Source organism: Microbulbifer sp. TB1203, from assembly GCF_030997045.1.
GTDB lineage: Bacteria > Pseudomonadota > Gammaproteobacteria > Pseudomonadales > Cellvibrionaceae > Microbulbifer.
In genome coordinates, this window is sequence record NZ_CP116899.1 from 3876040 (window position 1) to 3902057 (window position 26018).

Sequence of the window (26018 nt, forward strand, 5' to 3'; positions counted from 1 at the left end):
GGTTTTCCATGGCGAAGCGCATCGCCCGCGCGCTGGCCGCGTGTTGCCTGTTTCCCACCCTGCCCCTTCCCGCCGCCGAACTGCCGGATTACCAGCGCAACAGCGCCTGGTTTACCGATGGTGAAAATCACCTGGCCGCCAAAGCGGAAGACGAGCGCGGGAATAAAACCGCGAAGAACGTGATCCTTTTCATCGGCGACGGCATGGGCATTTCCACCCTCACCGCCGCGCGGATTCTCGAGGGTCAGCTGCGCGGCGAGAGCGGCGAAGAAAATAACCTGTCCTTCGAGGAGTTTCCCTACAGCGCACTGGTAAAAACCTACAACACCAACCAGCAGACACCGGACTCCGCCGGCACCATGACCGCGATCATGACCGGGGTGAAAACCCGGGCCGGCGTAATCAATATCGATGGCGACGCCCTGCGCGCGGACTGCGCCTCCAGCAAAGGCAGGGAGCTGAACACCTTCCTGGAACTGATGGAGAGCCGCGGCAGATCCACCGGCGTCGTCTCCACTGCGCGCATTACCCACGCCACACCGGCGGCCACCTACGCGCGCACACCGGAGCGCAATTGGGAGCACAGAGCCGAGGGCGACTGCAAAGATATCGCCACGCAGTTGGTGGAAATGGAAGCCGGTGACGGAGTGGACGTAATCCTCGGCGGCGGCCGCCGCAACTTTATTCCCACCGGGGCCGACGGCGAGCGGGCGGACGGCCGCGATCTCATCGCCGAGTGGCTGGCCCGTTACGAAGGCGAACAGCAGGCGCAATACCTGGAGACGGGCTCAGCACTGAGCGCAGTGGACATTGCGGGGACCGACAAACTGCTCGGCCTCTTTACCAGTTCCCATATGCGCTACGAAGCGGACCGCAAGGTGAGTGGCGCCGACGAGCCGGGCATCGCGGAAATGACCGATGCCGCCATCGAGCTGCTGCAGAAAAACGACGACGGCTACTTCCTGATGGTGGAGTCCGGTCGCATCGACCATGCCCATCACGCGGGCAACGCTTACAATGCGCTGCACGACACCATCGCTTTCGCCGAGGCGGTAAAAACGGCGGTGGAAAAAGTGGACCTGGAAGAAACCCTGATCCTGGTGACCGCGGATCACAGCCATGTGTTAACCATCGCCGGCTATCCCACCCGCGGCAATCCCATCCTCGGCAAGATGGTCACCAACGACGGCACCGGCGCGCCGCAGGCGGAGGCCGCCGCCGCCGGCGATGGCCTGCCCTACACCACGCTGAGCTACGCCAATGGCCCGGGCCACGCCGATCTGGGCAGCGAGACGGATGCGGACGAACGCTATACCACAGCGGTGAATAGCGGCCGCAAGGACCTGAGCGCGGTGGATACCGAAGCCCCGGGCTTCTATCAGGAGGCCCTGGTGCCCCTGGGCTCCGAGAGCCATGCCGGCGAAGATATCAGTTTGCACGCCATCGGCGCAGGCAGCGAGCTGGTGCAGGGTACCCTGGAACAGAACGCGATTTTTCATGTAATGGTCGGCGCAACCGGCATTCCGGTAACGGCGGAATAATTTTGGGGGTAAAACAATGAAGCGATACAACAAACTGGCGACGGCCTTTTCTCTCGCCCTGCTGGCCAGCGCCTGCAGCGACAGCGATTCCGATCGCGGCCGGGAACCCGACTTGCCCGAACCGGACCCGGAAGAACAGGCTCTGAGCCTGCCGCAGTCCCAGCGCGAAAGCAGCTGGTTTACCGCCGGCGAAGCGGCGGTGGATGCAGCGCGCCAGCAGACCGTCAACAACACGCCCGGCGCGGCAAAAAATATCATCCTGTTCGTGGGCGACGGCATGGGCATCTCCACCGTCACCGCCGCGCGTATCCTCGCGGGCCAGCAGCAGGGCCTCGACGGCGAGGAGTACCAGCTCAGCTTTGAGAAAATGCCTTTCGCCGGCCTGGTGAAAACCTACAACACCAACCAGCAGACCCCGGACTCCGCCGGCACCGCCACCGCCCTGATGACCGGCGTAAAGACCAAGGCCGGCGTGATCAACGTCGACGAAACCGTGGCCCGCGGCGATTGCGCGGCGAGCCTCGAGCGGCCCCTGACCACCGCGCTGGAACTGGCGGAGGCCAAGGGCAAGAGCACCGGCATTATCAGCACCGCGCGCATCACCCACGCCACCCCGGCGGCCACCTACGCCAAGTCGCCGGAGCGGGGCTGGGAGTACAAAGCCGAGGGCGGCTGTGTGGATATCGCCGCACAGCTGGTGAAACTGGCGGCCGGCGACGGCGTTGACCTGATTCTGGGCGGCGGCCGCCGCAGCTTTCTGCCCAACACCGTAACCGACCTGGAGGGCAAAGCCGGCAAGCGCGAGGACGGCCGCAACCTGGTGGACGAGTGGCGGAAACGCTACGGTGATGGCGTCACCAATGCCGCCTATATCGAAAACCAGTCCGGCTTTGACGCGCTGGATATCGCCGGCACCGACAAGCTGCTGGGCCTGTTCAACGCCTCCCACATGCACTACGAGGCGGACCGCGGCAACGACGTGGCCGGCGAGCCGTCACTGAGCGAGATGACCGCCAAGGGTCTGGAACTGCTGCAGAAAAACAACGACGGCTATTTCCTGATGGTGGAATCCGGCCGCATCGACCACGGCCACCACGCCGGCAGCGCCTACAGCGCGCTCACCGACGCGGTGGAATTCGCCAAGTCGGTACAGGTGGCGATGGACAACACCAGCGCCGAAGACACCCTGATTATCGTCACCGCCGACCACAGCCACGTGATGACCATCGCCGGCTATCCGACCCGCGGCAACCCCATCCTCGGCAAGGTAATCACCAACGACGGCAGCGGCCAGCCGCAGGAGACCCCGAGCCTCGCCGACGACGGCCTGCCCTACACCACCCTCAGCTACGGCAATGGCGCCGGCTACGCAGACATGGGCGAGGAGACGGATGCGGACGAGCGCTACGGTCACGAAGTCGATGCCGGCCGCAAGGACCTGACCCACGTAGACACCACCGCGCCCGGCTATCACCAGGAGGCGCTGGTGCCGCTGGCATCCGAGTCACACGCCGGAGAGGACGTGGGCGTCTGGGCCCGCGGCCCCGGCGCGCACCTGGTCAGCGGCACCAATGAACAGAACTACCTGTTCCACGTAATGACCCGTGCGGGTGGTCTGCTCGACTGATTTGCTATCTGCAACTGTGAATATACTGCCGCGAATCAAATATTATTTGATTCGTCATACCGGCGCAGGCCGGTATCCAGATCGGTGACACCTGGATTCCGACCTGCACCGGTATGGAACCCCACCCCACCCTGTAGGAGCGGCCGGTGGCCGCGATCGAGCTTCGGGATTTCTTCGATAGTCCGATCGCGGCCACCGGCCGACGGAAGCCACTTCCCCTCTGATCCACAAGGGAGCGGATGGTTGGGCTGAAGTTAAGAAATGGACAGCGAGAAAGAAATTGTTCTGCCTATATCAATTCGTAAGCATAAAATAAGCCGCTTCAAGCGCTAGATCTTCTTCATTCTTACGCTGATCCAGCGTTCCGTAAGGTATCTGCTCATCTACCGGTAATCCAACATGCTCGAACCATTCCCCCTCCGGAGACAAATAAAACTCGTTGGAAAGGGCAAAGGAAAACCCGTTCGGCAGCGTTTTCTCCAGAGAATCTGAGAGAGAACCTTGTGTCGGCTCCCCAATGGTTGTCACATTGGGTAAATTACGCATCATAAGAGTGAACACCTCAGCAGCGCTGGTAGTGTTGCGACTGGTCAACAGAACAATATCTTTAAGATACCGAGCATTTTCGGCTGGCGACAAATGATAGGCTTCCAGCTCTGTTCGACCGCTACCCAGTCTGGCCTGCTTACAATAAAGACGGCGTTCAGTATCCAGGAAGTGCTTTACTATAAGCTGACTCGCTGCATCAAACCCGCCTGAATTATTCCGCACATCGATAATCAAACCATCTGTATCCTGTAAAGTGGTAAGCGCCTGGGTGATGGCTTCATCCAACACCATCAGCTCGGCTTCTGCTTCGATGTCGTCCTCGTTGTCTGTACTGAATCCAATCATACTGTCGATAATCAGTACGCCGATATTGTCGGGAGCCAGATACCAAATTACCTCATCATTGGCTGCGAATTCTACGCCGCCTTCATCAACCGCATAGCTCAGTCGAACTTCATCCATCAGTTCAATCTGTGAAACAACATACTTCACGTACTGCTGATGCTTCTCTTCAGTGTCAACTTCACCATTGGCATTGACAAATTCCTCAGTCAGCAAATCAATGGTTGTCATATGATTGCTAAAGTCAACGTCACCATACTCTGAAGCGATTTCCACATGATTGTCCATCAGCGGCTCAACCATGGCGGAAAGGACCTCAAATAATTCTTCACCGGTGGTTCCCGCCGTAACTTCAGGACGGAATATTTCGTACTGTGCTTGCCAATCGACCTCTTTCACGTCAAAAGACAAATAGTACTCATGAAAGGTCTGCCAGAAAATTTCAAAGTTTAGTTCGGGGTTATCTTGATAGTTATCATCGCCAAAACGAGCAACTAGGTTTGTTCGGCAAGAATCAGGAAGATCGTCCACCCGGTCAAAAACGGACCCTCTGATATCAGTGTCGCTAAAAGCGGCTTTCTCTCGTAGCTCAGAATTATCATCCGACAATTCCCAGCCCTCTTCTCTTAACTCCTCGTCTGATATTTCAACTTTCCGAGTGAGTATGCAGTAACTCGACGTGAATTCATAAAAACTTGCTATTTCATCGTGATAATCAATCACCTGTCCATAAGCGGTTGCTTGCCATCGTCCTTCGAAAGGCGAGAGCTGGTCACTTGGTTTGTTAGTCCCGTCGTTACAAGCCGTTATAAATAGACTGACTAACACAAGACTGGCCAACATGAACTTACCCATTATACTACTCCTCTAGTAGTTGACTCTGGTTGATTTTGGCAGCTGTCATTCGATGCTCATTAAAAATGATTGTCGAATTTTTTCTTGCAGAATTCTGCGACAATTCGTCTTATACCCATTTTCGAATTCTCCCGTACCGCCTGTGAAAACTGAATCAGGCATGACGGCATTAAACCGTAACAGCGCTGTAACGGTCTGTATCAAGATGTTTCAACTTGATACTCGCAGAGAAAAGTTTGGGAATAGAGGGAAAGTCTTAAATTGTCAGGGAGTGGGATGGATAAACTGTGAAGTGTGTGGTAAGTGACACAGGAGTCTATGGGTTTGTTTTGGAGTAAGTTAACTCGATTTTTGCGCCGCTCAGTGTAACTGATGAACCCAAAACCAATTTGCACCTGAACCACTGTGAAATTTTACTAGTAATGGCTAACCCCATTCCGTGATTATTGGGGTTAATTTTCTGCCCGCCTTTCTGGAACGGTTGCAGTATTCTATCCCATTGATCTTCCGGAATTCCCGGTCCATCATCCTCAATAGATAAAGTTATGTATTGATTGCCTACAGACACTGATATTTTCACAGTTCGCTTTGAATATTGCAGGGAATTGTCAATAAGATTGTTAATCTGCATTGCCAAATATCGCCTGTCAGCGTATACAATCGCTTGTGCTGTAGCGGTTTTGAGTTGTATATCGATAAGAGAGTTGGCGTGCAATGAGATGAGTTGTGGTAAAAAGTCATTCAGATCAATGTCTTCCATTTGAAGTTTAATATTGGCTTCATCCAGACGCGCATAATCCAATAACGTTGAGACCAGAGATTCCATTTCATCCAGGTCATTGTTCAGGCGATTGACGTATTTTTGCCGTAACTTATCAGATTGTTCCTCCGCCAGAGTATCCAAGCCAAAACGTAGCCTGGCCAATGGCGTTTTAAGATCGTGAGAAACAGCGCGGCTTAATAATTTATTGTCACTGACAAGGCATTGGATACGTTCCGCCATTGCATTGAATTCCCGTTCAATATCCAGGATATAGGAGCGGGGTTTTATTTCTACACGAGCAGACAGATCTCCTTCCCCAAACTGATTGGCGGCAGCGCGTAATTTATTGAGATGGCTGAGTAGCGGATATAGCCAGATAATTATCGCTATTGCCATGCCAATATAAAATCCAAGAGTAAGGATCAAGTTGATCGGTGTATTCGACGGCAAGGGTTTGTCGTGGTGTACATCAAGACTCAAAATATCGCTCGATCGAGGCATATAAAAATGAACCGAAACGGTTCCATCGGTTTTCAGAAATAGTGGATCACCATTGTAAAATGATTTAGACAAAGTTGGCGGAACAGGAAATTCGGATTTCTTATATACTGATAGCGGGAGCTGAGAGTACTGCTGCCAGGAGTTTAGAAAACTTTCCCTATCTTCTATGTGGTCTAACGTAAAGGCCAGATCAGCGGCTAGCTCTTGCCAGGCCAAAAGCTTTGGCGGCATTTCCGTTGATTCACCGATATATGAATATACTTGACTGAACAGCCAGCCCAGTCCAAATGTGGCCGTCACGACAGTCAATATTAATGAAAACGTCAAGTTTCTCACTGTCAGATCACCTGGCTTCGCACATAAAAACATACCCCTTGCCCCAGATGGTTTTTATCTGAATTGGTTGTTCCGAATCGTCCGCAAGTTTTTTCCGTAAACGCGAAATACGAATATCAATTGAACGGTCAAAGCCGTCGTAATCGATACCTCGAAGTTGGCTGACCAACTCAGCTCGGGGAATTACTTGTCCGGCACGCGAAGCCAGCAGCCACAGTACATCAAACTCGTTGCTTGAAATTGGCAAAGGCTCGCCTCGGAATACCAAGGTTTTGGTCTGCTTTTTTATTGTTAATGCACCAAAGGTTAACTCTGATTTGCCGGACTCATGGTTAGAACGGCGCATTAATGCTTTAATCCGAGCCAACAGTACTTTTGGTCGTACCGGTTTGTTTATATAATCATCCGCGCCAAGTTCCAGGCTCAATAATTCATCGGCCTCTTCAGCACATGCCGTCATCATTAGGATTGGGCAGCGGCAAAAGGTGCGAACATCCTTGCAAATCTCAAAGCCGTTCTTGTGGGGCAGCATAATATCCAGCAATACGAGCTCAGGTCGTTGGGTGCGAATAGCATCAACTGCAATGTCGCCACTATGCACCATCGTCGTAGAGAAATTGTGCATTTGCAGGTAATCGCAGATCCAATCAGCGAGAGCGATATCGTCTTCTACAACCAGAATATGTGCCCCACTAGAACTCATTTAGAACAACCTCCATCTGGATGTTGATTTTTTAGGAGATTTATACACCGACGCAACCTGAACCTTGGTGCTTCCCAGTATCTCAACCTGGCCGTTACGTCTTATTTCATACTCGGCTGATTCGCTGGACTCAAACTCATATTCGTATTGTGTCTGAGTTGCTCCCTGCCAGCAGGTCAATGGCGTTTGACTATGCGCATAGTATAGGCAATATTCACCGTCAGTAGGTGTTTTCCAATAAAATACGAGTGTTTGGTAGCAGGTTTGTCCCTGGTGCAGAGAGACACAACGCTGCGGTTTTACCTGTAGTTGTACCTGGTTCTGCTCAGCTAACAAAGGGGCGCATACGAAAGTAAGAGCCATAGCACTGGACCTCCAGGCCAGTGCCGACCATATCCGCTTCGCGAATAAGTGGTGCCGGCGCATTTTAATGCTCATCCTTCTAACCCCTTAAAATACGTATGACAAGGTGGTACTAATTGATCCTGACCAATTGCCATCAAAAAGGGGGCTATTTCGTACCGTTGATGAGTGTGGAAAGTAGCGAAGGGTCGTACGAGAGACCCAGTGTTCATTGATAGGATAGGTGGCGCCGGCCTCAAAGGATGCTTCGATCGATGAGCCTGGCCGATACGCAGGAAACCACTGAGTTTTTTCCCGATCATTTATTCCGATTTGATACTGATTGAGATCAGCTGACGAGTAGGTCAAGCTGGCTATACCATGTAAATTCCAGTTTCTAACCTGCCATGCCCGGCCGAGTCGAGCTGTGGCTTGAATTCCATTTCCATCATGAATATCTGTAACCAAACGAAACTGAAAGATATTTTCTCCAAAAAAATAGGTGATGCGCGTACCCGCGCCCGCATAAAAAGTATCACGGTCTATATTGGATTCGTTACGCTCAGACTCAGTGAGGTCTAAATCCTCAGGATCGGTTTGCTTATCGCTTAAGTCGAGATGGCCTGAGACACTGGCAGCCAACAAATCCACACTCCAATTAGTATTACTCCATAGAGTGTAACCGAGATTCAACCCGTCACTGGTATTGCTGGAGCCCTCAAAAAACAAGCCCTTGTAACGATACTCACCACCTATACCTAAGCCATAGTCGCAATCCGTGTTGTCGTTATCGGTAAGATCAGTAATTCTGGCCGAATAAATGCAACCAGCATGAACAGAAGCTTCGAAATAGCCACCATCGTCATGGGTGACACTTTGGCTGCCTTTTCGTATATCATCGCCAATATCAGCCGCCAATGCGACTTTGGAAAGCCCCATTAGCCCTAGAATCAGACAACTTCTTATCATTGCATTCTTTCCTTTGTGTACGTGTAGCGGTTATGGCGCCATTAAACCGAAACAAGGCTTCAGCTGTCTGTATCAAGATGTTTCAGGAAATGCGGTCTCTTAATCGACGCAGTCGTCAATATTGTTGTTAACGGAAGCTGTTTAAATTTGAAAAAACGCAATCTGTAAACTTATAGCAATGGCCGGAGCACATATCCGCGCCGAGAATTGGCGCGGGGAATTTGAGTCGGCCTCGGCTACGGCCCACGTTGGATTCGATCGCCAGTCCCACCTGCCAGTGCCTTCGCAGCCGTGCCGGAGGACTTTGGGTGAATGAATTTTAACCAGTCCATCAGCAGCGCTGCGAAGCCTAGCCAGAAGAGAACAAATCCGGAAAGATTTTCCGGTTATCAGCCGCGGGCCAAGAACCAGCCAGTACCGCGTTGAGCCAGTCCAGCATATTGGCCGTGCTCCCTTTTTGCGCAGTACTCGACACCGATTATGCCAAAATTTTCGTATCTGACGCGAAAAATTGCAGCTTAAGGCATGGCCAGGCGACCTGCCGGACCAGTTCCGCGGCGGTCTTGTTCGTCGGTGTGCGCAACCCGATACCAGCAAGGCAGGCGCGACGACGGGCGCCACTCGCACCGGGCTGACGAAGTGGAAACCGCATACCCAGCTACCGCCAGGAGGCCCTCGCCAGGAGATACCCACAGCGGCGAAAACGTGGGCATCTGGCCAGTGGCCCTCGCGCGTACCTGCTCAGCGGCCCCAACGAATAGAGCTGCCTGTTCCTCGTAATGGCCTCGCCGGCGGCATGCTCGACCCCGTCTCAGGCGGTTTCCCCACCCTGTAGGAGCGGCCCATGGCCGCGAACGGACTACCGGAAAACCCGGAACCTCGATCGCGGCCATGGGCAGCTCCTACACGAACCTATAAAGTACCCGCCCAATTACTAGCCACGACAACATCTGCTATCATCCCGCCCGCAAAACCTAAGGGGTGGCTACGCCTGAGATGCTCCACGAGCAAACCCTTGAACCTGATCCGGTTAATACCGGCGTAGGAATAGGTAGGTATTCAACAACCCTCCCCACGTCGCACCCCCGGGTCTCTTTCACTCCAGCTTTCCCCGAGAGAGAACCATGAACTACCCATCGAGAAAAAGCCCGCTTGCCTGGCCGATCAGCCTCGCCGGCTGCCTGTCGGCCGGAACGGCCACCGCCGCTGAAGTAAACAGCACCGGCCTGGAAGAGGTCATCGTCACCAGCCAGCTCCGCGTCACAAGCCAGCTCGACCTCCCCACCAGCGTCAGCGTACTGGACAAAGCCGCGATCAGTGCCCGCGGCGCCAGCAACCTGGAACAACTGCTCAACCTGGCCCCCAACGTCAACTTCGCCGCCGGCGCATCGCGAGGCCGTTTTATCCAGATTCGCGGCATCGGCGAACGGAGCCAGTTTATCGACCCGGTCAATCCCTCGGTGGGCCTGATTATCGACGGTGTCGACTTCACCGGCCTGGGCCTGGCCGCCAGCACCCTGGATATCGACCAGGTGGAAATCCTGCGTGGGCCCCAGGGAACCGTATACGGGGCCAACGCCCTGGCCGGCCTGATCAGCATGACCAGCCAGGCCCCGACCGCCGAGCCCATGGCAAAAGTGTCCGCCGAAGTGGCGGAATACAATGGCCGCACTCTGTCCGCGGTCGGTAGTGGCGCCCTGACGGACAAGCTGACCTATCGGCTCGCCGCCCGCACTCAGCAATCCGATGGTTACATTGAAAATAAATACCTGGGCCGCAGCGACACCAACAATATCGACGAGTCGATTGTGCGCGGCAAATTGCGCTACCAGGCCAGCGAAGATTTGCAGCTGGACTTCACCGCACTCACTATCGACGCCGACAACGGTTACGATGCCTTTTCGTTGGAAAACACCCGCGAAACCCTGTCGGACCAGCCCGGCTGGGACCGCCAGAAAACCCTGGCGGGCTCGGTGATCGGCCACTGGACCGGCAGCGAGAATTTCACCCTGGAAACCACCCTGAGCATGGCCAACTCGGATACCGAGTACGGTTACGATGAAGACTGGACCTACGCCGGTTTTCACCCCTGGGGCTACAGCTCCACCGACAACTACCAGCGCGAGAAAGAAAACCTGAGTGCCGACCTCCGCCTGCTATCCACGGAAGCCTCCAGTTTGTTCAACGGCCGCAGCAGCTGGGTTGCCGGTGTCTATTTCCGCGATGAAAGCGAGAGCCTCGAGCGCAACGAAAGCTTCACCAGCCAGTTCGATACACAAAACACCGCACTCTACGGCCAGCTTCGAACTCAGCTCAGTGAGGCTTTCGACCTGGTAACCGGACTCAGGTTTGAAAAGCGCGATGCCGACTACGCCGACTCCCTCGCCGTGGATTCCAATAAAAAGGAAAACCTGTGGGGCGGCAACGTCACCCTGGAATACAGCCACAGCGAAAACACCCTGATCTACGGCACTGTATCCCGCGGCTATAAAGCGGGCGGCGTCAACGGCCGGATCATCTCGGCCTCCGCCAGCAACCCGAATATCGGTAGTGACCAGTTCGAATTCGACACCGAGCAGTTGATCAATTATGAACTCGGGATCAAGGGCGCCTGGCTGGAAAACCGCCTGCAGGCGCAACTGGCGACCTTCTATCAGGATCGCAGCGACGTCCAGGCCAAGCAGTCCGAGTTCGATCCCAGCGATTTTTCCTTCGATGACTATCTCACCAACGCCGCCGGTGGCAAGACAACCGGCCTCGAAATCGAACTGAACTATCTCGCCAGCGAATCCCTGCGCCTCTTTGCGTCCGCAGGCTGGCTGAATGCGGAATTCGAGGACTTCCTGAGCTCGTCCCACGTGGATGCCAGGGATGACTTCAACGGTATAGCCCTGGCACCAGTGAACCTCGACGGCCGCGATGTGGCCCACGCACCCAACTACCAGTTCTTCACCGGCACGGAATGGTCAGTGACGCCCAACCTGGTATTGCGACTGGAAGTGGAAGGCAAAGACGACTTCTACTTTTCCAACAGCCACAACGAAAAATCCACCGCCTATGAATTGCTGAACGCCCGCCTGACCTATCACGGCAATAACTGGGAGCTGGCACTCTGGGGCAGAAACCTCACGGACAAGGACTACTACACCCGGGGTTTCTACTTCAGCAACCAGTTCGGCAACAACCCCGCCAACGACTACGCCCCGGAAGCCTACTACCAGCAAGGCGAACCGCGGGTAGCGGGAATTTCCGGTACTTACACTTTTTAGAATCAGGGCGGCCCAGAGCCGCCCGCCTCTGTCGAGGAACTCTGAATAAACCCAAATCGTCATTCCGGCGAAGGCCGGAACCCAGAAAACCCCGGAACATCCGGGCACTCCGCCGTTAGCTAAAGATCCCGGAATGACGATATTCAGAGGCTGCCCAAATAACGCTCCAAAGGAGCAAAACTTATGAAACTCTCCGTAGAAATCAGCATGTACCCCCTGAAAGACGAGTACATCCCCACCATCCAGGACTTCATCGACCGCCTGAACAACCACCCCAACCTTCAGGTGATCACCAACACTATGAGCACCCAGGTATTCGGCGACTACGACCTGCTGATGGACGTCCTCAAACAGGAAATACGCACGGCCTACGAAAAGCACGGCCGTGCCATCTTCGTATGCAAATTTATCGACGGCGACCTGGCCCCGGAAACAAGCAATGTTTGACAGCGAAATCGGCAACACCATAGCCACCTCCCTCGCCGCCATGTCCCTGTGGGAGGTGGCCGCCGTCATCCTTGCCCTGGCCTACCTGCTGCTGGCCATGAAGGAAAAGATCAGCTGCTGGTACGCCGCCTTTGCCAGCACCCTGATCTACCTCTTCCTGTTCTGGGACGTCAGCCTGCTGATGGAATCCGCCCTGCAGGTGTTCTACCTGCTGATGGCCGTCTACGGCTGGTGGCAGTGGCGCCACCACCGCGACAAACAGCGGGATCTGCACATCCACCGCTGGCCGCTGCGCACGCACCTGTTTGTTTTTGCGGGCGTCGGCCTGCTGACGCTGGTGTTCGGCTATCTGCTGGATACCAACACCAGCGCCGCCCTGCCCTACCTGGATTCCTTCACCACCTGGGGCGCCGTGGTCACCACCTATATGGTGACGCGCAAGGTGCTGGAAAACTGGCTCTACTGGATAGTGGTGGACGGCGTCTCCATCTATCTTTACCTCGACAGGGAGCTCTACCTCACCGCACTGCTGTTCCTGCTCTATGTGGTGATTGTTATCGTGGGCTTCTTTCAATGGCGGGCCGTCTACAAACGGGAAAAGCTGGCCGACGGACCATCGCAGTCAAATATCGAACCTGTGACTCTGGCACAGTGACAGTCTCAATATGATCGCCGCTGCGAATGACATTATCCCACCCGACTGGCCGCGCTGGAGTACTGCCAAACCCTCTGTCGTCAAGCCGCTCACCGGCGGCTTGACCAACCAAAGCTTTCTGATAATTGCCGGCAACGACCGGCTGGTATTGCGCAAGAACTCCGCGATCAGCGAAGCGCTGGATTTAAACCGCAGCGCCGAGGCCGCCGCCCTTCGGCACGCCTATAAAGCCGGCTTGTGTGCCCCGGTGATTTACTGCGATCCCGGCCATCAATATCTGGTAACCCGCTATATCGAGGGAGAGCCGTGGTGCGCGGGCGGAGCGGACGCACTGAAGCAACTCGCACAGCTGGTGCGCAGCATCCACGCATTGCCGGCCATCGATACACAGCTGGAAATAGACGATAAGGTGGCGAGCTATTGGCGATCCATCGACGATGGAGCGGATTTCTATACCGCATTGCGAGCGCTGAACCCAAAGCTCCAGCGCCATATTGCGATCGCCAAATCACTGAATGACGGCGTTTGTCTTTGTCACAACGATTTATTGATGGCAAACCTGATTGCCGTCGATAACGGAAACCTGTATGCGATAGACTGGGAGTACGCCGCGATGGGCGATCCCTTCTACGAACTGGCAGTTATTGTCGAAGAGTACCGGCTGGAAAAGCGGCAACAGCAATGGTTGCTCGCAGAATACCTGAACCGCCCAGCAACGCAGATCGATTGGCAGAGGCTGGATCACTGGCGGGTGATCTACGGGTATCTATCTGTGCTTTGGTATGCGGTTCAGTGGTGTAGTGGAGCCATGCGTCAGCCTCACATCAATGATGAAATTCGTGATCGGGCCAGTAATTTATTCGCACTAAGTTCTGCTATTCTCCAGCTTAAAAAGACAAAACTGTTTTAGGGCACTCAGTCGTCGATAAAAATTTATCGTAGATTAATTCACGTGTTTTCTCGTTGGCGTTTTTATTGGATTTTACTTGCACCGTTGCAAGCGGACATATACGGTCTTTTGTAATATAGCTGATGACCAACCGCTCATCCATTTGGAATGGCTCATCATCGGTCCCCCAGCTAACACGAAATACCATAAAACGCGGTTGGTGATTATCGCTATACCATTCAAGCACCGGCCCGGTCTCCAATGGCAAATCACCGCTTAACTCTTCAAACTCGGACATTGCTTCAGCGCTATCCTTCTTGAGGCGCACCGTAAAGATAGTGGGCGACTGCACAGTAATATGCAAATCATGCTCACCCACCTTTCCGCAGTCCAAAATGGAAAAAGCTGCGTTGTCGTTTTGCACAGTTTCCTTACATGAATCAATGCGAGTATAAGATGTTTGCAGAGTATCCTTTGGGGTTCTGTTATCGGCTTCGCTATTGCAGGCGGCAGAAGTAAAACTTACCAACACAAGCAAAGTCTTTAGGAGTATTTTCATATTTATTCCAGAAATCTCAAATTACAGTCAAGAAGACGATGGTTTATCAAAGCCTGCGATTGTAAAGTGCATCCCATCCTTTCTTGAGTAGTTTCCACCCCAAAAAAAGCCAGCATCAGTAAAACATTTCACAAATTCTTGCGACATTGTTGGTGTCTGGCCTAGGCCATTCCCTGTCATATTTATATCAATGGCCAAAGCCCACGAGTGCGCAGACCAAGTCGTGGTTCCTCTTGTCGCCCGAATATTGTGGGAGCCACCAAACTCATTTAAGTCTCCCAGCAACCCCTGTTTTTGCAAATTTTTAAGCGCGGTGTCAAGGAAGGGATGCATCGCTTTATGGCACCAGATTCTACTCACGTTTCGTTTCTTGGGGTCATATACATTTACCCAGGCATAATTTTTGTCTTTTGTGATTGACTCTGGGATTTTAAACATTTTCAGATAAGTGCTTTTATTTGCCCAAACTTTTTCAGCAGAAATAGAACCATAGGCCGTAGCAACCGCTGCACGTGTCATTAATTTCCTGGGATCATCAGTGACAACGGCCGCGGTATTTGTGTTTGCAGAAGCTTTTTTAGGTGAGGAGACACTTGCCCGGTCAGTAAACGAAAGAAACGGGTGTATTCCAAGACTAAATTCATATACTCGCTGTTTTTGTGGAGATGCGTAATTCTCCAATGCTTTTATTGTTCCGCCGTTAGAATCAATACGCCCATCGGGGTGTGCCAAACCGACAATATGGCTCTGAAACTCTTTAATACAGCCAATAGTGCGCGGGCCACACTTTCCATCTACCTCAAGAAACTGCAAAACATAAATTGCTCGGGATTCGATATACCTGTTAAGCAATTTCTGTATATAAAGCACAACTTCCTTTTGATTCGCACCACCTAGTCCTACGCTACTGCTAATCATTTCAATCCCTGCCTGTAGGTATATTCCATACGGTTAAACATATATCAATTGGGAGGCTGCATCTTAAACAATCACTTATCACCTGCACAAGCAATGACTTAGATGCCATCCGGGTTTCCAGCCAACGAGCTAACAGCAATAGTGCTGAAAATTTGAATAAATATTATCTCTAAGCTGGATTCCGGTACACCACTGAATGGAACCCCTATTTGAAGGAGAGTCTATATTGCCAGCTATCGGGCTGGCAATATAATTTCGGCTGATCGGAATTCAGCCTTCTATTATGGCGCCATTTTCAACAACTGCGTTCTGATCCAGAAGTAATTGAGTTCAAATAATTGGGGTCAGCAGCGGCCTGGCAAGACCGCACATTCTAGCGGGTGGAGATCCCGCCCGGGTAGCCGCTAGCCACGGGCCCGGTATCGAGCCTTGCAGTCAGCACGGTAACGGGCTGATTGATGCGTAGGCACGAAAGCAGGCGAGGTGCAAAGGTAACGGGTGAAGCCGACCCTGAAGGTGTAGAGCCCCGAAAAATTATTTCTTGGAGAGTGCCGACGGGTTTGACTCTCCGGCAGGCAACAAGCGGCATCGCGATGAGGCGAGCGGTGCGGCTACTCCCCGGGGCCCGAGGCCGCGTCGAGCCTGATACTGCGAATGTGCGGTAACCAGGGAGATCCAATCATCGGCGCACAGGCAAGTGCGCACCCGCGAACAAGCGATAGAAAGTGAGGACTCGGACGGTGATGGTTGGAAGTCGGAGCCACCTATAGTAGCTAAGAACCCTGGTAATGCGGGGGGAGCCAAGGGGTGGCGGCTTGAGATAACGTGAAAGGGCAACACGGACCTACGCAGAGAGGAGCCACCCGTGCAAACACGACTGGAACGTTTCACACAAAAGGCGCACGCGGAGCCCAGGCTTCGATTTACGGCTCTGATGGGGCTGCTGTCGGAAGAGCAGGGGCTGCGTGCCAGCTTCACGCGCCAGGATGGAAGAAAGGCGCCTGGAGTGGACGGGATAAGAAAAGAGGGCTATGCCGAAGGTGTAACGGGACGGATAGCGGTGCTGTCGGCCCGTCTACGACGGTTGGGCTACCGGCCCAAACCTGCGCGACGGGCCTATATCCCCAAAGGGGACGGCCGCTACCGCCCGCTGGGCATCCCCAGTTTTGAGGACCAGTTGGTGCAGGACCGGCTCAGCCAGATACTGCAAGCCATCTGGGAACCGGAATTTCGCGACTGTTCATATGGTTTCCGCCCCGGTCGCAGTGCCATCAGGCGCTCGCCCGGGTAGCAGAAATCATTACGAACGAGCAGACAGAGTGGGTAGTGGAGGCAGACATCAAAGGCTTCTTTGATCATGTGCACCATGACCACCTGATTGCGATTTCTTGAACACCGGATTTGTCTTTGTCACAACGATTTATTGATGGCAAACCTGATTGCCGTCGATAACGGAAACCTGTATGCGATAGACTGGGAGTACGCCGCGATGGGCGATCCCTTCTACGAACTGGCAGTTATTGTCGAAGAGTACCGGCTGGAAAAGCGGCAACAGCAATGGTTGCTCGCTGAATACCTGCATCGCCCAGCAACGCAGGTCGATTGGCAGAGGCTGGATCACTGGCGGGTGATCTACGGGTATCTATCTGTGCTTTGGTATGCGGTTCAGTGGTGTAGTGGGGCCATGAGTCAGCCTCACATCAATGATGAAATTCGTGATCGGGCCAGTAATTTATCCGCACTAAGTTCCACTATTTGTGAGTAACTCTGACTAGCGCCTGCATCATTCTCAAAACTCCCTGCTGCACAATCAACCCAGTCCAGTCAGGTTTGAAGCCCTGGCCAGGCTGGGTTGATCACTACAACGCTAGGGATAAAAGTAGCGCTTAGTTTACGGTACAGGTAGGCGTTTGGAAGTTGCCGTCAACTGTACCTTGGAATCCGAAACCGGTACTTTGCCCGGACGACAAATTACCATTGTAAGACACATTGGTGGCGGTAACGGTATTACCGGAGGTGGAGACATTTGCACTCCACGCATTACTGATACCCACGCTCTGGTTAAACGTCAGGCTTACACTCCAGCCACTCACGGTAGCGCCGCTATTGCTTACGGTGACATTAGCGGTAAATCCGCTGCCCCAGGAGTCCGCGCTTACCGTACAATTTAGCCCCGAGCCGCCGCTGCTGGAGGTTGAGGAGCTGCTGTTTGACGAAGAGGTAGTTGACGACGAACTGCTGGATGACGAAGTGCTTGAAGTGCCGCTGTTGTCCACCGGTTGGAAAGACCATTGCTGATTAACGTCTCCGGTAACATTCCATTGCATGATGTTGGCGCCATCGGCTTCACTGAAGCTGTCCACGTCCAGAGCCAATTCGCTCAGCGCTGAAATAATCATGTGATAACCATCATCCGCCCCGACAATGTTGAACTGCTGGGGTTCACCGCCCCAGTAATCCCATTGGACGATGTTGCCACCGGGTGCAGTACTCCAGTCGTACACATCCAGTGATTTGCCACTGTGTGCCGGGCGAATGGTGTAAATGCCGCTGTCCTGGCGTGCCACATCGAACTGTTGTTGCGTTCCGCCGTTGCTGGTCCACTGTTGAAGGTTCGCGCCGTCGGCACTGCTGGCACCCGCCACCTCCATCGCCTTGCCACTATGGCGGGCTATGATCCTGTAACGCCCGTCTTCAATGATGTTGGCGCTTCCGGATGAGGAGGAACTACTGGAACTTGAACTGGAAGAAGATGATGACGAGCTACCATTGCCCGTGGCCAAGCTGAAGTCGCGGGTAAATGTGGGCCAGCCGTTAACCATATTTATTTCCAAAAGGTCCAGGCGTGAAGGCCAGCCATTGGACGTCCTGCCATCGTAGTAGTGAATACTCGCCAGATGCTGCCCATTATTATTCAGGTAACCAAAGTGCCCCGGGCCAATATAGATTCCGTCGGTTGCCAGGACGGTGCTGGCCGCGTTTGGATTGCCGTTGGTGCTGCCGTAGCTCCACAGGTTCACACCATTGATGTCAAGAAATGGTCCGGTCGGACTGGTGGACCGGCCCACCAGGATGTAGTAATTGCTGTCTCTACCCGCACAGCAATCGCCCCGATTAACAAAGGCATAATAGTAGCCATCGATGTACTGAACCTGTGCGCCCTCGAACTCGTTCCAATTACCGTTATTGCCAATGGCGGCAAAACGCGCCGACCCCAGGCGCAGGCCGGTATTGGGATCGATCTGCACAATATACAAGCCGGAATAATGGGAACCATAAATCATCCACACATCGCCGTTGGTATCGCGGTAAACGCCCGGGTCGATGGCGTTAACCGGCTGGCCGTTGGTTCTAGGTTCGGTCTGCGTAGATACCACCATACCGAGATCGCGCCAATTGGGGTTGTTGAGCGAGTCTGTCACCGCAACGCCGATGGCGGAAGTGGGGGGATTACTGGTGGAAAATGCCGAGTAATAAATATAGAAACGGCCATTCATTTCAATTAAATCCGGGGCCCAAAAGTTACCATCGAAATTCGGCACCCGTTGATTGATCCAGCTGGGCCAAGTTCCCGGCTGAAATACCGTTGGTCCCGTCTGCCAGGTGAGCAGGTCAGTTGAATAGCGGCTTACCATACCGACATTGCCATCACCGGTGCCAAAGGTCCAGTAAGTGCCGTTATCTTCAACGATGGTGGAAGGATCGTGCGTGGCGGTTTGGCCGAACAGTTCAATCGCTGATGCCGCGTTGGAAACAATAGCGGCAATACTAATTAGAAAAACAGGTATAACCTGCTGTAAGAATTTTTTAAACATGTGAAACCATCCATTAGTTATCATAAGATCTGGTGCCCTATTGGGCCGTCCGAAAGCAGGCGGGATGCTACAGTGGCTGCGGCCATTTATTCCGAGAGAGAAATCACGTTATTTTGTAGTATTTAATACCTTGGGAGCTTTACGGCGCCATAAGCCCTATTTAAGTGACAGGTATATTTCTGGTTTGGGACGGCCGTGTCAGCGCCACATTGGATTCGGTCGACAGCCCCAGTTGCCGGGTCGGCGCCTCCGCAGTCATGCCGGAGTGCGGTCCTTCCACTGCGGATAAATGAATTAAGTGTCAAAAGTTATTTTGACCCTAGCTGCCTTTAATTGGGAGCGGCTGGATCACCGACCGGTGATAAATGAGTATTAGCCTCGCCTGAAACAGACGATTTGGCAAAACTACAGAAATTGGGAGTCAGTAGGCTGAGCCTTGGCAATGGTGTCTTCGATCTGGTGGTGAGGCAGTCCAAACCGTTGGCGATGCAGCTGAAGGATGCCGGCGCAGGCAGTTTGCTTTTCAGTGCGGAGGTGTAAATTATGCGGGTCTATTGCCTATACAATTCTCGCCAGTGATGATCAACAGTATCCTGGGTCAGAGTAACATTCAGACGTCCAGCTCCCTGGATAAAGCCGGCGACCAATAGATGGGGCCGGCTAATGGGTGAACGCATTGTTTTTATCCGACACCCGGAACCCTACTAGTCTTCCGGGTTATTAAAACTTCCATCAACTATCATGCCACTGATCGAGACCCACGAGGTTAACAGTGTGCCCGTCCAGTGATTGTGCAATGACCTTGATACTGTTTCTAGCCTCGGGAGTCATCACAGTGATGCGCCCTTGTTTGTGTGCTTTTTTGGTTAGTTTCTTGCCCGCGGCCGCAGAGCCATGATCTCTTTTCCACTGCCAACCTCCGGAAGATGTTTGAACACCGATCCTTCCAGAATACTTAGGGTGGGCAACGGTAACAAACCCTGCGTAGCCCGCGACCATCGGCGTCATTGGATACATCGCCCGGCAGAGAGTGCCGATATAACTTTGATTGATTTCCGTCTGAACGCCTTCCTCTGTTGCGTTCTTCAGGCTATTGCCTGTGTTACAGGCGACCAGGCAGAGTTTACGAATTTCTGTAAATCCAAGCTCCTGGATAAGGGCTGCCAAGTGCGCGGCGCTCAATCCCCCCACATTGTTTCCCGATCCATGCGAGACGATGTAAACCCCAATATCTCCACCTACTATGGATTGAATATCCCGTCTATCAAGAGAATGCTCTGTGGCGATGTAATTTCTCCAGTTGCTGCTTGACGGGAATCCCGCCACCGACACGTATATCGGACCGCCTTCATCGTGAATTTTCCCTAAAAACAAACCTACTATTGAGTCAATTACTTCGGACTCATCGCCACCCTGAAGTCCGATAACAATTGTATATCTGGTTTTCATTACGTTCCCTTCGCCTCCTTTGCTCTATGAAACAAACCTTCTGAATGAATCTCCCGCCTCACGCTGTAATTGGTACAAATTTTGTGAAAAGGTGCTGGAGTCAGAAGGGCCATCAATCTTATAGGCGAGTAACCGGGTTTGACAGCTATGGCGGGAAAAAAGAATTGGGATCGGAGTAAAATTCTGACACCTTATACATCGGTAATATCGGACGACAAAATTCTACTCTGGCCCAATAATTGCTTTCCCAGAATGCAGGCAATTTCACTGTTACCGGAAAAACTCAGACTCCCACTATACGCGCGCGGAACTTGCGGCCTTTTATTTTTCCGTTGATCAGCTTGCCCAGGGCTTTTTTGGCAGCCACCCGCTCTACCGCGACAAAGGTGGAGAAGTCGAAAATTTGAATCTTGCCAATCTGCGTGCCTTCGATACCACCATCGCCGGTCAATGCGCCGACAATATCGCCGGCTCGCACTTTCTGTTTTTTTCCACCATCGATCTGTAAGGTAGACATCACCGGTCGGGAAGGCGCAAATCCCCTGGGCAGGGGCGGGATCTCCTGTAGTGTTAACGGTTGCTGCATCAGCTCTTCCAGCCGCTCCAGCTTGTAGATCTCTTTTTTGCTGACCAGTGTCAGCGCCACGCCCTTCTGTCCCGCCCGTCCGGTGCGGCCAATCCGGTGTACATGGACTTCCGGGTCTCGGGAGAGATGGTAGTTCACCACCATTGGCAGCTCTTCAATATCCAGCCCGCGCGCAGCCACGTCCGTTGCAACCAGAATGGTCGCGCTGCCGTTGGCAAATAGTGCCAGCGTGCGATCGCGATCCTTCTGCTCCATATCTCCGTGGAGCGCGAGCGCGGCAAAGCCGGCGCTCTTCAGCGCCTGCGCCGCTTCATCGGTTTCCTTCTTGGTGTTACAGAAAACCACTGCGGATGAAACGTTATAACTGGCCAGCAACTGGTACAGCGCGGCGGGCCGCTGCTCATTGTTTTCCACCTGGTAGTAATTCTGCTCAATCGTGCTCTGGGTGTGAGCCGAGGCCACTTCCACTTTGACCGGGTCGCGCAGAACCCGGGCCGCCAGTGCGTTAATGGTTTTGGGATAAGTGGCGGAAAACAGCAATGTCTGCCGCTGCTGTGGCAGCTCCGCCAGAATCCGGTCCAGTACCGCCTGGAAGCCCATATCCAGCATCCGGTCCGCTTCGTCCAGTACCAGTGTCTGTACCTCGCTCAGGTCCAGATTGCCCTTGCGCAGGTGATCTTCAATGCGGCCGGGCGTCCCCACCACGATATGTGCGCCATGCTTGAGGGAGCCGATTTGCGGTCCAAATGGCATACCGCCGCACAGCGTCAGGATCTTGATGTTGTGAATTGTCCGCGCCAGTTTACGCAGCTCCCGCGCTACCTGGTCCGCCAGCTCCCGGGTAGGGCACAAAACCAGAGCTTGCACCCGGAACCGGTCCACCTGCAGCTTGTGCAGCACACCCAGACCAAACGCCACGGTCTTGCCCGAGCCGGTCTTGGCCTGCCCGATGACATCCTTCCCCGCCACAATCGCCGGCAGCGCGGCGGCCTGGATTTCCGTCAGGCGCGCAAAGCCGAGGTCCTGCAGGTTTTTCAGTAGGGACTGCTGCAGCGGCAGTGACTGGAAATCGCGGGGATGGTCAGTATCGGGTGTTGTCACAACAGGAGCTCAATTGGCGGGATAGCGGGCCATTGTAGGCAAGGGCAGGCCGAATTCCTACTGGCGTAAATCTCTCTTTATGGCATCATCCGCTTCCCCCGGTCCCGTATATTTCCAAGGAGAATTTTGTGAGCAGAAGACTGATTTCCAGCGGTTCGGAATTTGAACGCAAGATCGGCTATTCACGCGCGGTGGTAGATGGTGATTATGTGTTCGTTTCCGGCACCACCGGCTTCAACTACGCCGCCAACAGCATCAGCGACAATGTTGTCGAACAGGCGGAGCAGTGCTTCGTGAATATCCAGCAGGCGCTGAATGAGGCGGGCGCTTCCGTGGCCGACGTCGTGCGGGTAACCTACATCCTGCCCAACAGGGATGACTTCGAACCCTGCTGGCCGGTGTTCCAGAAATGGCTGGGAGAAGTCCGCCCGGCGGCAACCGTGTTTGAAGCACGGCTGCTGAACGACGCGATGAAGCTCGAAGTCCAGGTGACCGCGCGGTTACCCCGTTAAGCACTTTTTCGCCCGGCCGCGCACCAACGGGGGCGCGGCAGAAAGCCAATGACTCTGACCCGAATGGCATAAGCCGCTTCTCCTTGTAGGATGGGCACAAATCGGCAGGATTGCCGATTTGGACGCCGCAGGCGCCCGCGAAGCGGGCGAGCCCCATGGATGGCGCGAGTCAGCGGAGCGCAGCGACGTGCCCATCTTCCGCGGCATTTATGAGCACGCTTCGCTTTACCCATCCTTCGAAAAGTTGGCCGGCACTATTCAGCTTATTTAAACAAATCGGCCACGTCACAGTGCAGACTTTTCGTGATCTGGTCCAACGTCTTCAGGGTGGTATTTTGGGAAGCGCTCTCCAGGCGGGTCAGGGTGGCCCTGCTAATACCCAGCTTGCGGGCGAATACCTCCTGCGTTTGCTGGCCCCGGCGGACTCTCAGGTTTCTGGCCAATTTCGCTGATAAGTTCATGGTCCACATGTGAACATGGCTATATCTGCAGTACCTAAGGCTCTCCAGCGTTCGGGTAGTCCAACAGATCCTTGGGTTCTACACCCAAAGCCCGGGCCAGCCGAAAAATGTTGGTCAGGCTCACGTTGCGCTTACCGTTCTCAATGCCAGAGATATAGGTACGATCCAGCTCGCAAAGTCCGCTCAAGTCTTCCTGGCTCAGTGGTGGGTTCATCTGCTTGCGGAGCGCGGCCACGTGCCGGCCGAAGCGGTCAAACTCTTTCTCGACTTGCGCGACCACGTACAAGGTTGAGATTAGAAATCGGCCGAGTCTGACCCGTTGATCACCGGACCCCGCTATTACAGCTGCAGACCTCTCTTTGAACTGTTCCGCCTTCGGAGAACTTGCAGTGAGAAATGACCCTCAAATTCGACAAAAAGTATGAGGGATGAATGGACCGCCAGCCACGCAAGACATTACACTAAACGCCAAACCCATTTACCGCAGTATTTCAATGAAATTAAAAATCGCGCTGATTCTTTGCACAACAGCCTTTCTCAACGGATGCGAACTTGTTGGTCCCAGTGTGAAACTGGAGCCCGCCAAGGTCAGAATCCCCGGCGTCGTGGTTGGCGGACAGCAGAAGCACTGCCCGCCGGGGCAGGCCAAGAAAGGTAATTGCTGAACCTGCCCGGCAGCGATGGCGGAGCCACCAGGCACTAAAGGTGGGCCAGCTCTTTGACCTGTGATTTCTTTCTGCTAACCAAAAATCAAAGACCCGACCCTCTGGTTTATGTACGACCCTCTGGTTTATGTAGGGTCGAGCAAAATATCGTAATAGTAGGGACCGACCCACTTTTCGCGCCGCTTGTACGTTTCGTAGCGGTGATTGGCGTCCCGGAGGTCCCACTCCAAGCGTCTGGCCAACTTAATGGCCTTCTTTTGCAGGCGCTGCGCCGTCTTGAAGTCAGCCTGTGCCGCAGCCACCGCTGCTTTTGTCTCCAGGATGCGAACGTTATCAAAATATTCCACTGGTTCCTCAGCCGCCAGATCCTTCGCCAATAACAGATCTTCCGCCGATGGCTGACCGGGGCCTGTCACCAGCTCCCAGGCAAGTAAAAGTCCGGAAAAATAATGGCCGTTCATGGAGGCGTTTTTCAGCCACCGAATGGCGTGCTCCCGGCGCTCCTCATATGGAATGGTGCCAGCGTTGGTTGCGAGATAGCTCTGCGCCTCCGGCAGGCCGGCTACAGCCGCGGCACTTATCCACTTCATGCCGTTTTGCGCATCCGCTTCGCACCCCCGTCCCACAACCATATTGCGACCGATTTCGAACTGGGCCTGGGGTACCCCCCTCTTCGCCGCCTCCAGGTACCATTTGTTTGCGGTCTGGTATTCCAGGTCTACTCCCTTCATGTAGTTTCTGAAGGAGCGGAATACGCCGAGCCTGAAGGCATATACATACTGGGCAACGGGGTCACCAGACTCGGCCTTGTCTTTCCATTCGTTCAGCTCGGCCACCAGTTTCCGTTTGTTGTCGACGGGGCCGGCGATGTTAAATGTGACCGCGGTCTTGTAGCCGCTTGTCGGCTCGGTTACCGCCGCCGGTTCGTAACGATAGGACAGCGCCGATCTGGCGGCCGCCCGCGAAAAGGTGGGAGCGCTGGACTGCGAAACGGTTACGTCCCTGACATGACCGCCAGGCATTACCGAGTATTCCAAAACTACCCGGCCGAACCTGCCCCGCTCCAGCTCTACGCGGGGATATCGAGGCGACTCCTTATGGACCGGAATTCGTTCCACGTTGCACTCGTCGTCTGACAAGAGTGTCGGGCTCAGGTCCTCGTAAATCTTCTGCTTGCCGTGGCTATGGAGCAGTGTCTCCAGGCGCGCCCGGGCATCGTCCTGCTCCTCTGGTGCGAGCTTCGAAAAGATTTTACTGGCGGTGAGCGATATGTCTTCCGCTCCGGACTGGGATGCCACCAGTTGCATCCATGCCCAGGCTTCGACGGGGTCGCGATCGACATACTCGCCCCGGTAGTACATCACTCCGATATTGAACGCCGCGCTATAATCGCCAATTGCGGCCAAGGCATCAAAGCTGCGGTACGCCTCCGCGTAGTTTCCCGCACTGTAGGCCTCCATGGCCTTGTCAAAACTGGCCTGCACGGGCAGCGCAGCGCCGATGAGAAGCAAAAGAACCCCCAGAAAAATCCGTTTCACAATGATCTCCCGTTGTTTATTTTTCGCCGATTTTAGCAGGCAAACGTGGGATAGTCCTGTAACTTTGTTACTGCTCGCCCTCCGTGGTCTCTGGAAAGGAGCCCGGACACAGGGGTCACCTGGCCGGCTCTATTCTGCTTATTTGAACAAATCCCCACGTCACAACGTAGACTCTTCGTGATCTGATCCAATGTCTTCAGAGTGATATTCTGGGAGAGGCTCTCCAGGCCGGTCAGGGTGGCCCTGCTAATACCCAATTTGCGGGCGAATACGTCTTGCGTTTGCTGGCTCCGGCGGGCTCTCAGGTTTCTGGCCAATTTCTCTGATAAGTTCATGGTTATATTGGATCTGATTAACTGTCCCTCCATCGCTGAAGTCGAGCAGCTCTAAAGAAGTCCACCTTCCATTAGTATGACGACGCTGAGCCCTCGCCGAAGATGTTCGATAGGTCCGGCTGGAAGTAGACTCCGACAAGACCGGTCCTTGGCCTGCTTGAACTGGCCGGTACAGAAGATCCCATTATAAAGACGGCCTCATAAGCACCATGGTGCCAACTGGGAGCTTCTCCTGGAAGAAACCGCTCCGCACCTCTCCGAACTCGTCGAAAGAAGTTGCAGTGTTACCAA

24 protein-coding genes and 1 riboswitch are annotated in these 26018 nt (G+C 53.9%); of the genes, 10 read left to right on the plus strand and 14 right to left on the minus strand.

Annotated elements, in window-relative coordinates; genetic code table 11:
* Window positions 1-8: 8 nt before the first annotated feature.
* Window positions 9-1541, plus strand: a complete 1533-nt coding sequence (locus tag PP263_RS16465) for an alkaline phosphatase (protein WP_308364823.1) — start codon at window positions 9-11, stop codon at window positions 1539-1541.
* Between the two features lie 16 nt (window positions 1542-1557).
* Complete coding sequence (locus PP263_RS16470; protein ID WP_308364825.1) at window positions 1558-3168, plus strand: alkaline phosphatase; 1611 nt, start codon at window positions 1558-1560, stop codon at window positions 3166-3168.
* Between the two features lie 294 nt (window positions 3169-3462).
* Here the strand turns inward: PP263_RS16470 and PP263_RS16475 are convergent, their stop codons facing one another.
* The 5 genes from PP263_RS16475 to PP263_RS16490 form a co-directional block, all read right to left on the minus strand.
* Complete coding sequence (locus PP263_RS16475; protein WP_308364826.1) at window positions 3463-4914, minus strand: S41 family peptidase; 1452 nt, start codon at window positions 4912-4914, stop codon at window positions 3463-3465.
* Window positions 4915-5230: 316 nt separating this feature from the next.
* Window positions 5231-6514, minus strand: coding sequence for an ATP-binding protein (locus PP263_RS16480; RefSeq protein ID WP_308364829.1), 1284 nt, complete (start codon window positions 6512-6514; stop codon window positions 5231-5233).
* 7 nt (window positions 6515-6521) lie between these two features.
* The gene (locus tag PP263_RS16485; protein WP_308364830.1) at window positions 6522-7217 is read right to left on the minus strand and encodes a response regulator transcription factor; all 696 of its coding nucleotides are present in this window, start codon (window positions 7215-7217) and stop codon (window positions 6522-6524) included.
* Window positions 7218-7655: a DUF3019 domain-containing protein gene (locus PP263_RS22735; protein WP_374693669.1), complete on the minus strand. Its 438-nt coding sequence runs from the start codon at window positions 7653-7655 to the stop codon at window positions 7218-7220.
* Window positions 7656-7667: 12 nt separating this feature from the next.
* Window positions 7668-8528: a MipA/OmpV family protein gene (locus PP263_RS16490; protein ID WP_308364831.1), complete on the minus strand. Its 861-nt coding sequence runs from the start codon at window positions 8526-8528 to the stop codon at window positions 7668-7670.
* A 967-nt stretch (window positions 8529-9495) separates the two neighbouring features.
* Window positions 9496-9593, plus strand: a riboswitch (TPP riboswitch).
* A gap of 59 nt (window positions 9594-9652) precedes the next feature.
* On the opposite strand from PP263_RS16490, the gene PP263_RS16495 reads away from it, so the two are divergent.
* The 4 genes from PP263_RS16495 (at window position 9653) to PP263_RS16510 (ending at window position 13809) form a co-directional block, all read left to right on the plus strand.
* Window positions 9653-11797 (plus strand): TonB-dependent receptor domain-containing protein, encoded by a 2145-nt coding sequence (locus tag PP263_RS16495; RefSeq protein WP_308364832.1) that lies wholly within the window; start codon window positions 9653-9655, stop codon window positions 11795-11797.
* A gap of 183 nt (window positions 11798-11980) precedes the next feature.
* Window positions 11981-12244, plus strand: coding sequence for a YkoF family thiamine/hydroxymethylpyrimidine-binding protein (locus PP263_RS16500; RefSeq protein WP_308364833.1), 264 nt, complete (start codon window positions 11981-11983; stop codon window positions 12242-12244).
* The gene (pnuC, locus tag PP263_RS16505; protein WP_308364835.1) at window positions 12237-12899 is read left to right on the plus strand and encodes a nicotinamide riboside transporter PnuC; all 663 of its coding nucleotides are present in this window, start codon (window positions 12237-12239) and stop codon (window positions 12897-12899) included. The genes PP263_RS16500 and pnuC overlap by 8 nt, the downstream gene beginning before the upstream one ends.
* Before the next feature lie 10 nt (window positions 12900-12909).
* Window positions 12910-13809 carry a choline kinase family protein gene (locus tag PP263_RS16510; RefSeq protein ID WP_308364836.1) on the plus strand — a complete coding sequence of 300 codons (900 nt, stop codon included), beginning with the start codon at window positions 12910-12912 and terminating at the stop codon, window positions 13807-13809.
* On the opposite strand, the gene PP263_RS16515 is transcribed toward PP263_RS16510, so the two are convergent.
* Window positions 13787-14347: a hypothetical protein gene (locus PP263_RS16515; RefSeq protein ID WP_308364838.1), complete on the minus strand. Its 561-nt coding sequence runs from the start codon at window positions 14345-14347 to the stop codon at window positions 13787-13789. The two genes, PP263_RS16510 and PP263_RS16515, sit on opposite strands and share 23 nt — an antisense overlap.
* A gap of 27 nt (window positions 14348-14374) precedes the next feature.
* Entirely contained in the window at window positions 14375-15265 is an 891-nt protein-coding gene (locus tag PP263_RS16520) for a M15 family metallopeptidase (protein ID WP_308364840.1), read from the minus strand.
* Window positions 15266-16130: 865 nt separating this feature from the next.
* Here PP263_RS16520 and PP263_RS16525 point away from each other — a divergent pair.
* Together PP263_RS16525 and PP263_RS16530 are read left to right on the plus strand one after the other, a co-directional pair.
* The gene (locus tag PP263_RS16525; protein ID WP_308364843.1) at window positions 16131-16556 is read left to right on the plus strand and encodes a reverse transcriptase domain-containing protein; all 426 of its coding nucleotides are present in this window, start codon (window positions 16131-16133) and stop codon (window positions 16554-16556) included.
* 87 nt (window positions 16557-16643) lie between these two features.
* Window positions 16644-17030, plus strand: a complete 387-nt coding sequence (locus PP263_RS16530) for a phosphotransferase (RefSeq protein WP_308364844.1) — start codon at window positions 16644-16646, stop codon at window positions 17028-17030.
* 121 nt (window positions 17031-17151) lie between these two features.
* Here the strand turns inward: PP263_RS16530 and PP263_RS16535 are convergent, their stop codons facing one another.
* From PP263_RS16535 to dbpA, 3 genes are all read right to left on the minus strand, one after another.
* A complete protein-coding gene (locus PP263_RS16535; RefSeq protein ID WP_308364846.1) occupies window positions 17152-19080 on the minus strand; it encodes a family 43 glycosylhydrolase in 1929 nt (642 codons plus the stop codon).
* 732 nt (window positions 19081-19812) lie between these two features.
* Window positions 19813-20529 carry a C80 family cysteine peptidase gene (locus tag PP263_RS16540; RefSeq protein ID WP_308364847.1) on the minus strand — a complete coding sequence of 239 codons (717 nt, stop codon included), beginning with the start codon at window positions 20527-20529 and terminating at the stop codon, window positions 19813-19815.
* Between the two features lie 283 nt (window positions 20530-20812).
* Window positions 20813-22216 (minus strand): ATP-dependent RNA helicase DbpA, encoded by a 1404-nt coding sequence (gene dbpA, locus PP263_RS16545; protein ID WP_308364848.1) that lies wholly within the window; start codon window positions 22214-22216, stop codon window positions 20813-20815.
* A gap of 128 nt (window positions 22217-22344) precedes the next feature.
* On the opposite strand from dbpA, the gene PP263_RS16550 reads away from it, so the two are divergent.
* On the plus strand, window positions 22345-22728 hold the full coding sequence (locus tag PP263_RS16550) for a RidA family protein (RefSeq protein ID WP_308364851.1): 384 nt from the start codon (window positions 22345-22347) through the stop codon (window positions 22726-22728).
* Between the two features lie 263 nt (window positions 22729-22991).
* Here PP263_RS16550 and PP263_RS22740 read toward each other — a convergent pair whose 3' ends face one another.
* Together PP263_RS22740 and PP263_RS16555 are read right to left on the minus strand one after the other, a co-directional pair.
* Window positions 22992-23198: a helix-turn-helix domain-containing protein gene (locus PP263_RS22740; protein ID WP_374693670.1), complete on the minus strand. Its 207-nt coding sequence runs from the start codon at window positions 23196-23198 to the stop codon at window positions 22992-22994.
* 25 nt (window positions 23199-23223) lie between these two features.
* Window positions 23224-23469, minus strand: a complete 246-nt coding sequence (locus PP263_RS16555) for a helix-turn-helix transcriptional regulator (RefSeq protein WP_308364852.1) — start codon at window positions 23467-23469, stop codon at window positions 23224-23226.
* Window positions 23470-23683: 214 nt separating this feature from the next.
* Between PP263_RS16555 and PP263_RS16560 the strand changes: the two genes are divergently transcribed.
* Entirely contained in the window at window positions 23684-23854 is a 171-nt protein-coding gene (locus PP263_RS16560; protein WP_308364853.1) for a hypothetical protein, read from the plus strand.
* Window positions 23855-23979: 125 nt separating this feature from the next.
* Here PP263_RS16560 and PP263_RS16565 read toward each other — a convergent pair whose 3' ends face one another.
* Window positions 23980-25392 carry a TonB family protein gene (locus tag PP263_RS16565; RefSeq protein ID WP_308364855.1) on the minus strand — a complete coding sequence of 471 codons (1413 nt, stop codon included), beginning with the start codon at window positions 25390-25392 and terminating at the stop codon, window positions 23980-23982.
* A 32-nt stretch (window positions 25393-25424) separates the two neighbouring features.
* Window positions 25425-25760, minus strand: coding sequence for a helix-turn-helix domain-containing protein (locus PP263_RS22745; protein ID WP_374693671.1), 336 nt, complete (start codon window positions 25758-25760; stop codon window positions 25425-25427).
* Between the last annotated feature and the right edge of the window lie 258 nt (window positions 25761-26018).

What these genes read in the sequence shown, in the direction of transcription:
- PP263_RS16500 (WP_308364833.1), top strand. Translation starts at nt 11,981, where the DNA reads ATGAAACTCTCCGTAGAAATCAGCATGTACCCCCTGAAAGACGAGTAC.
- PP263_RS16490 (WP_308364831.1), bottom strand. Translation starts at nt 8,528, where the DNA reads ATGATAAGAAGTTGTCTGATTCTAGGGCTAATGGGGCTTTCCAAAGTC.
- PP263_RS16515 (WP_308364838.1), bottom strand. Translation starts at nt 14,347, where the DNA reads ATGAAAATACTCCTAAAGACTTTGCTTGTGTTGGTAAGTTTTACTTCT.
- PP263_RS16510 (WP_308364836.1), top strand. Translation starts at nt 12,910, where the DNA reads ATGATCGCCGCTGCGAATGACATTATCCCACCCGACTGGCCGCGCTGG.
- PP263_RS16520 (WP_308364840.1), bottom strand. Translation starts at nt 15,265, where the DNA reads ATGATTAGCAGTAGCGTAGGACTAGGTGGTGCGAATCAAAAGGAAGTT.
- PP263_RS22745 (WP_374693671.1), bottom strand. Translation starts at nt 25,760, where the DNA reads ATGGAGGGACAGTTAATCAGATCCAATATAACCATGAACTTATCAGAG.
- PP263_RS22740 (WP_374693670.1), bottom strand. Translation starts at nt 23,198, where the DNA reads ATGTGGACCATGAACTTATCAGCGAAATTGGCCAGAAACCTGAGAGTC.
- PP263_RS16475 (WP_308364826.1), bottom strand. Translation starts at nt 4,914, where the DNA reads ATGGGTAAGTTCATGTTGGCCAGTCTTGTGTTAGTCAGTCTATTTATA.
- PP263_RS16540 (WP_308364847.1), bottom strand. Translation starts at nt 20,529, where the DNA reads ATGAAAACCAGATATACAATTGTTATCGGACTTCAGGGTGGCGATGAG.
- pnuC (WP_308364835.1), top strand. Translation starts at nt 12,237, where the DNA reads ATGTTTGACAGCGAAATCGGCAACACCATAGCCACCTCCCTCGCCGCC.
- PP263_RS16465 (WP_308364823.1), top strand. Translation starts at nt 9, where the DNA reads ATGGCGAAGCGCATCGCCCGCGCGCTGGCCGCGTGTTGCCTGTTTCCC.
- PP263_RS16535 (WP_308364846.1), bottom strand. Translation starts at nt 19,080, where the DNA reads ATGTTTAAAAAATTCTTACAGCAGGTTATACCTGTTTTTCTAATTAGT.
- PP263_RS16495 (WP_308364832.1), top strand. Translation starts at nt 9,653, where the DNA reads ATGAACTACCCATCGAGAAAAAGCCCGCTTGCCTGGCCGATCAGCCTC.
- PP263_RS16470 (WP_308364825.1), top strand. Translation starts at nt 1,558, where the DNA reads ATGAAGCGATACAACAAACTGGCGACGGCCTTTTCTCTCGCCCTGCTG.
- PP263_RS22735 (WP_374693669.1), bottom strand. Translation starts at nt 7,655, where the DNA reads ATGAGCATTAAAATGCGCCGGCACCACTTATTCGCGAAGCGGATATGG.
- PP263_RS16485 (WP_308364830.1), bottom strand. Translation starts at nt 7,217, where the DNA reads ATGAGTTCTAGTGGGGCACATATTCTGGTTGTAGAAGACGATATCGCT.
- PP263_RS16560 (WP_308364853.1), top strand. Translation starts at nt 23,684, where the DNA reads ATGAAATTAAAAATCGCGCTGATTCTTTGCACAACAGCCTTTCTCAAC.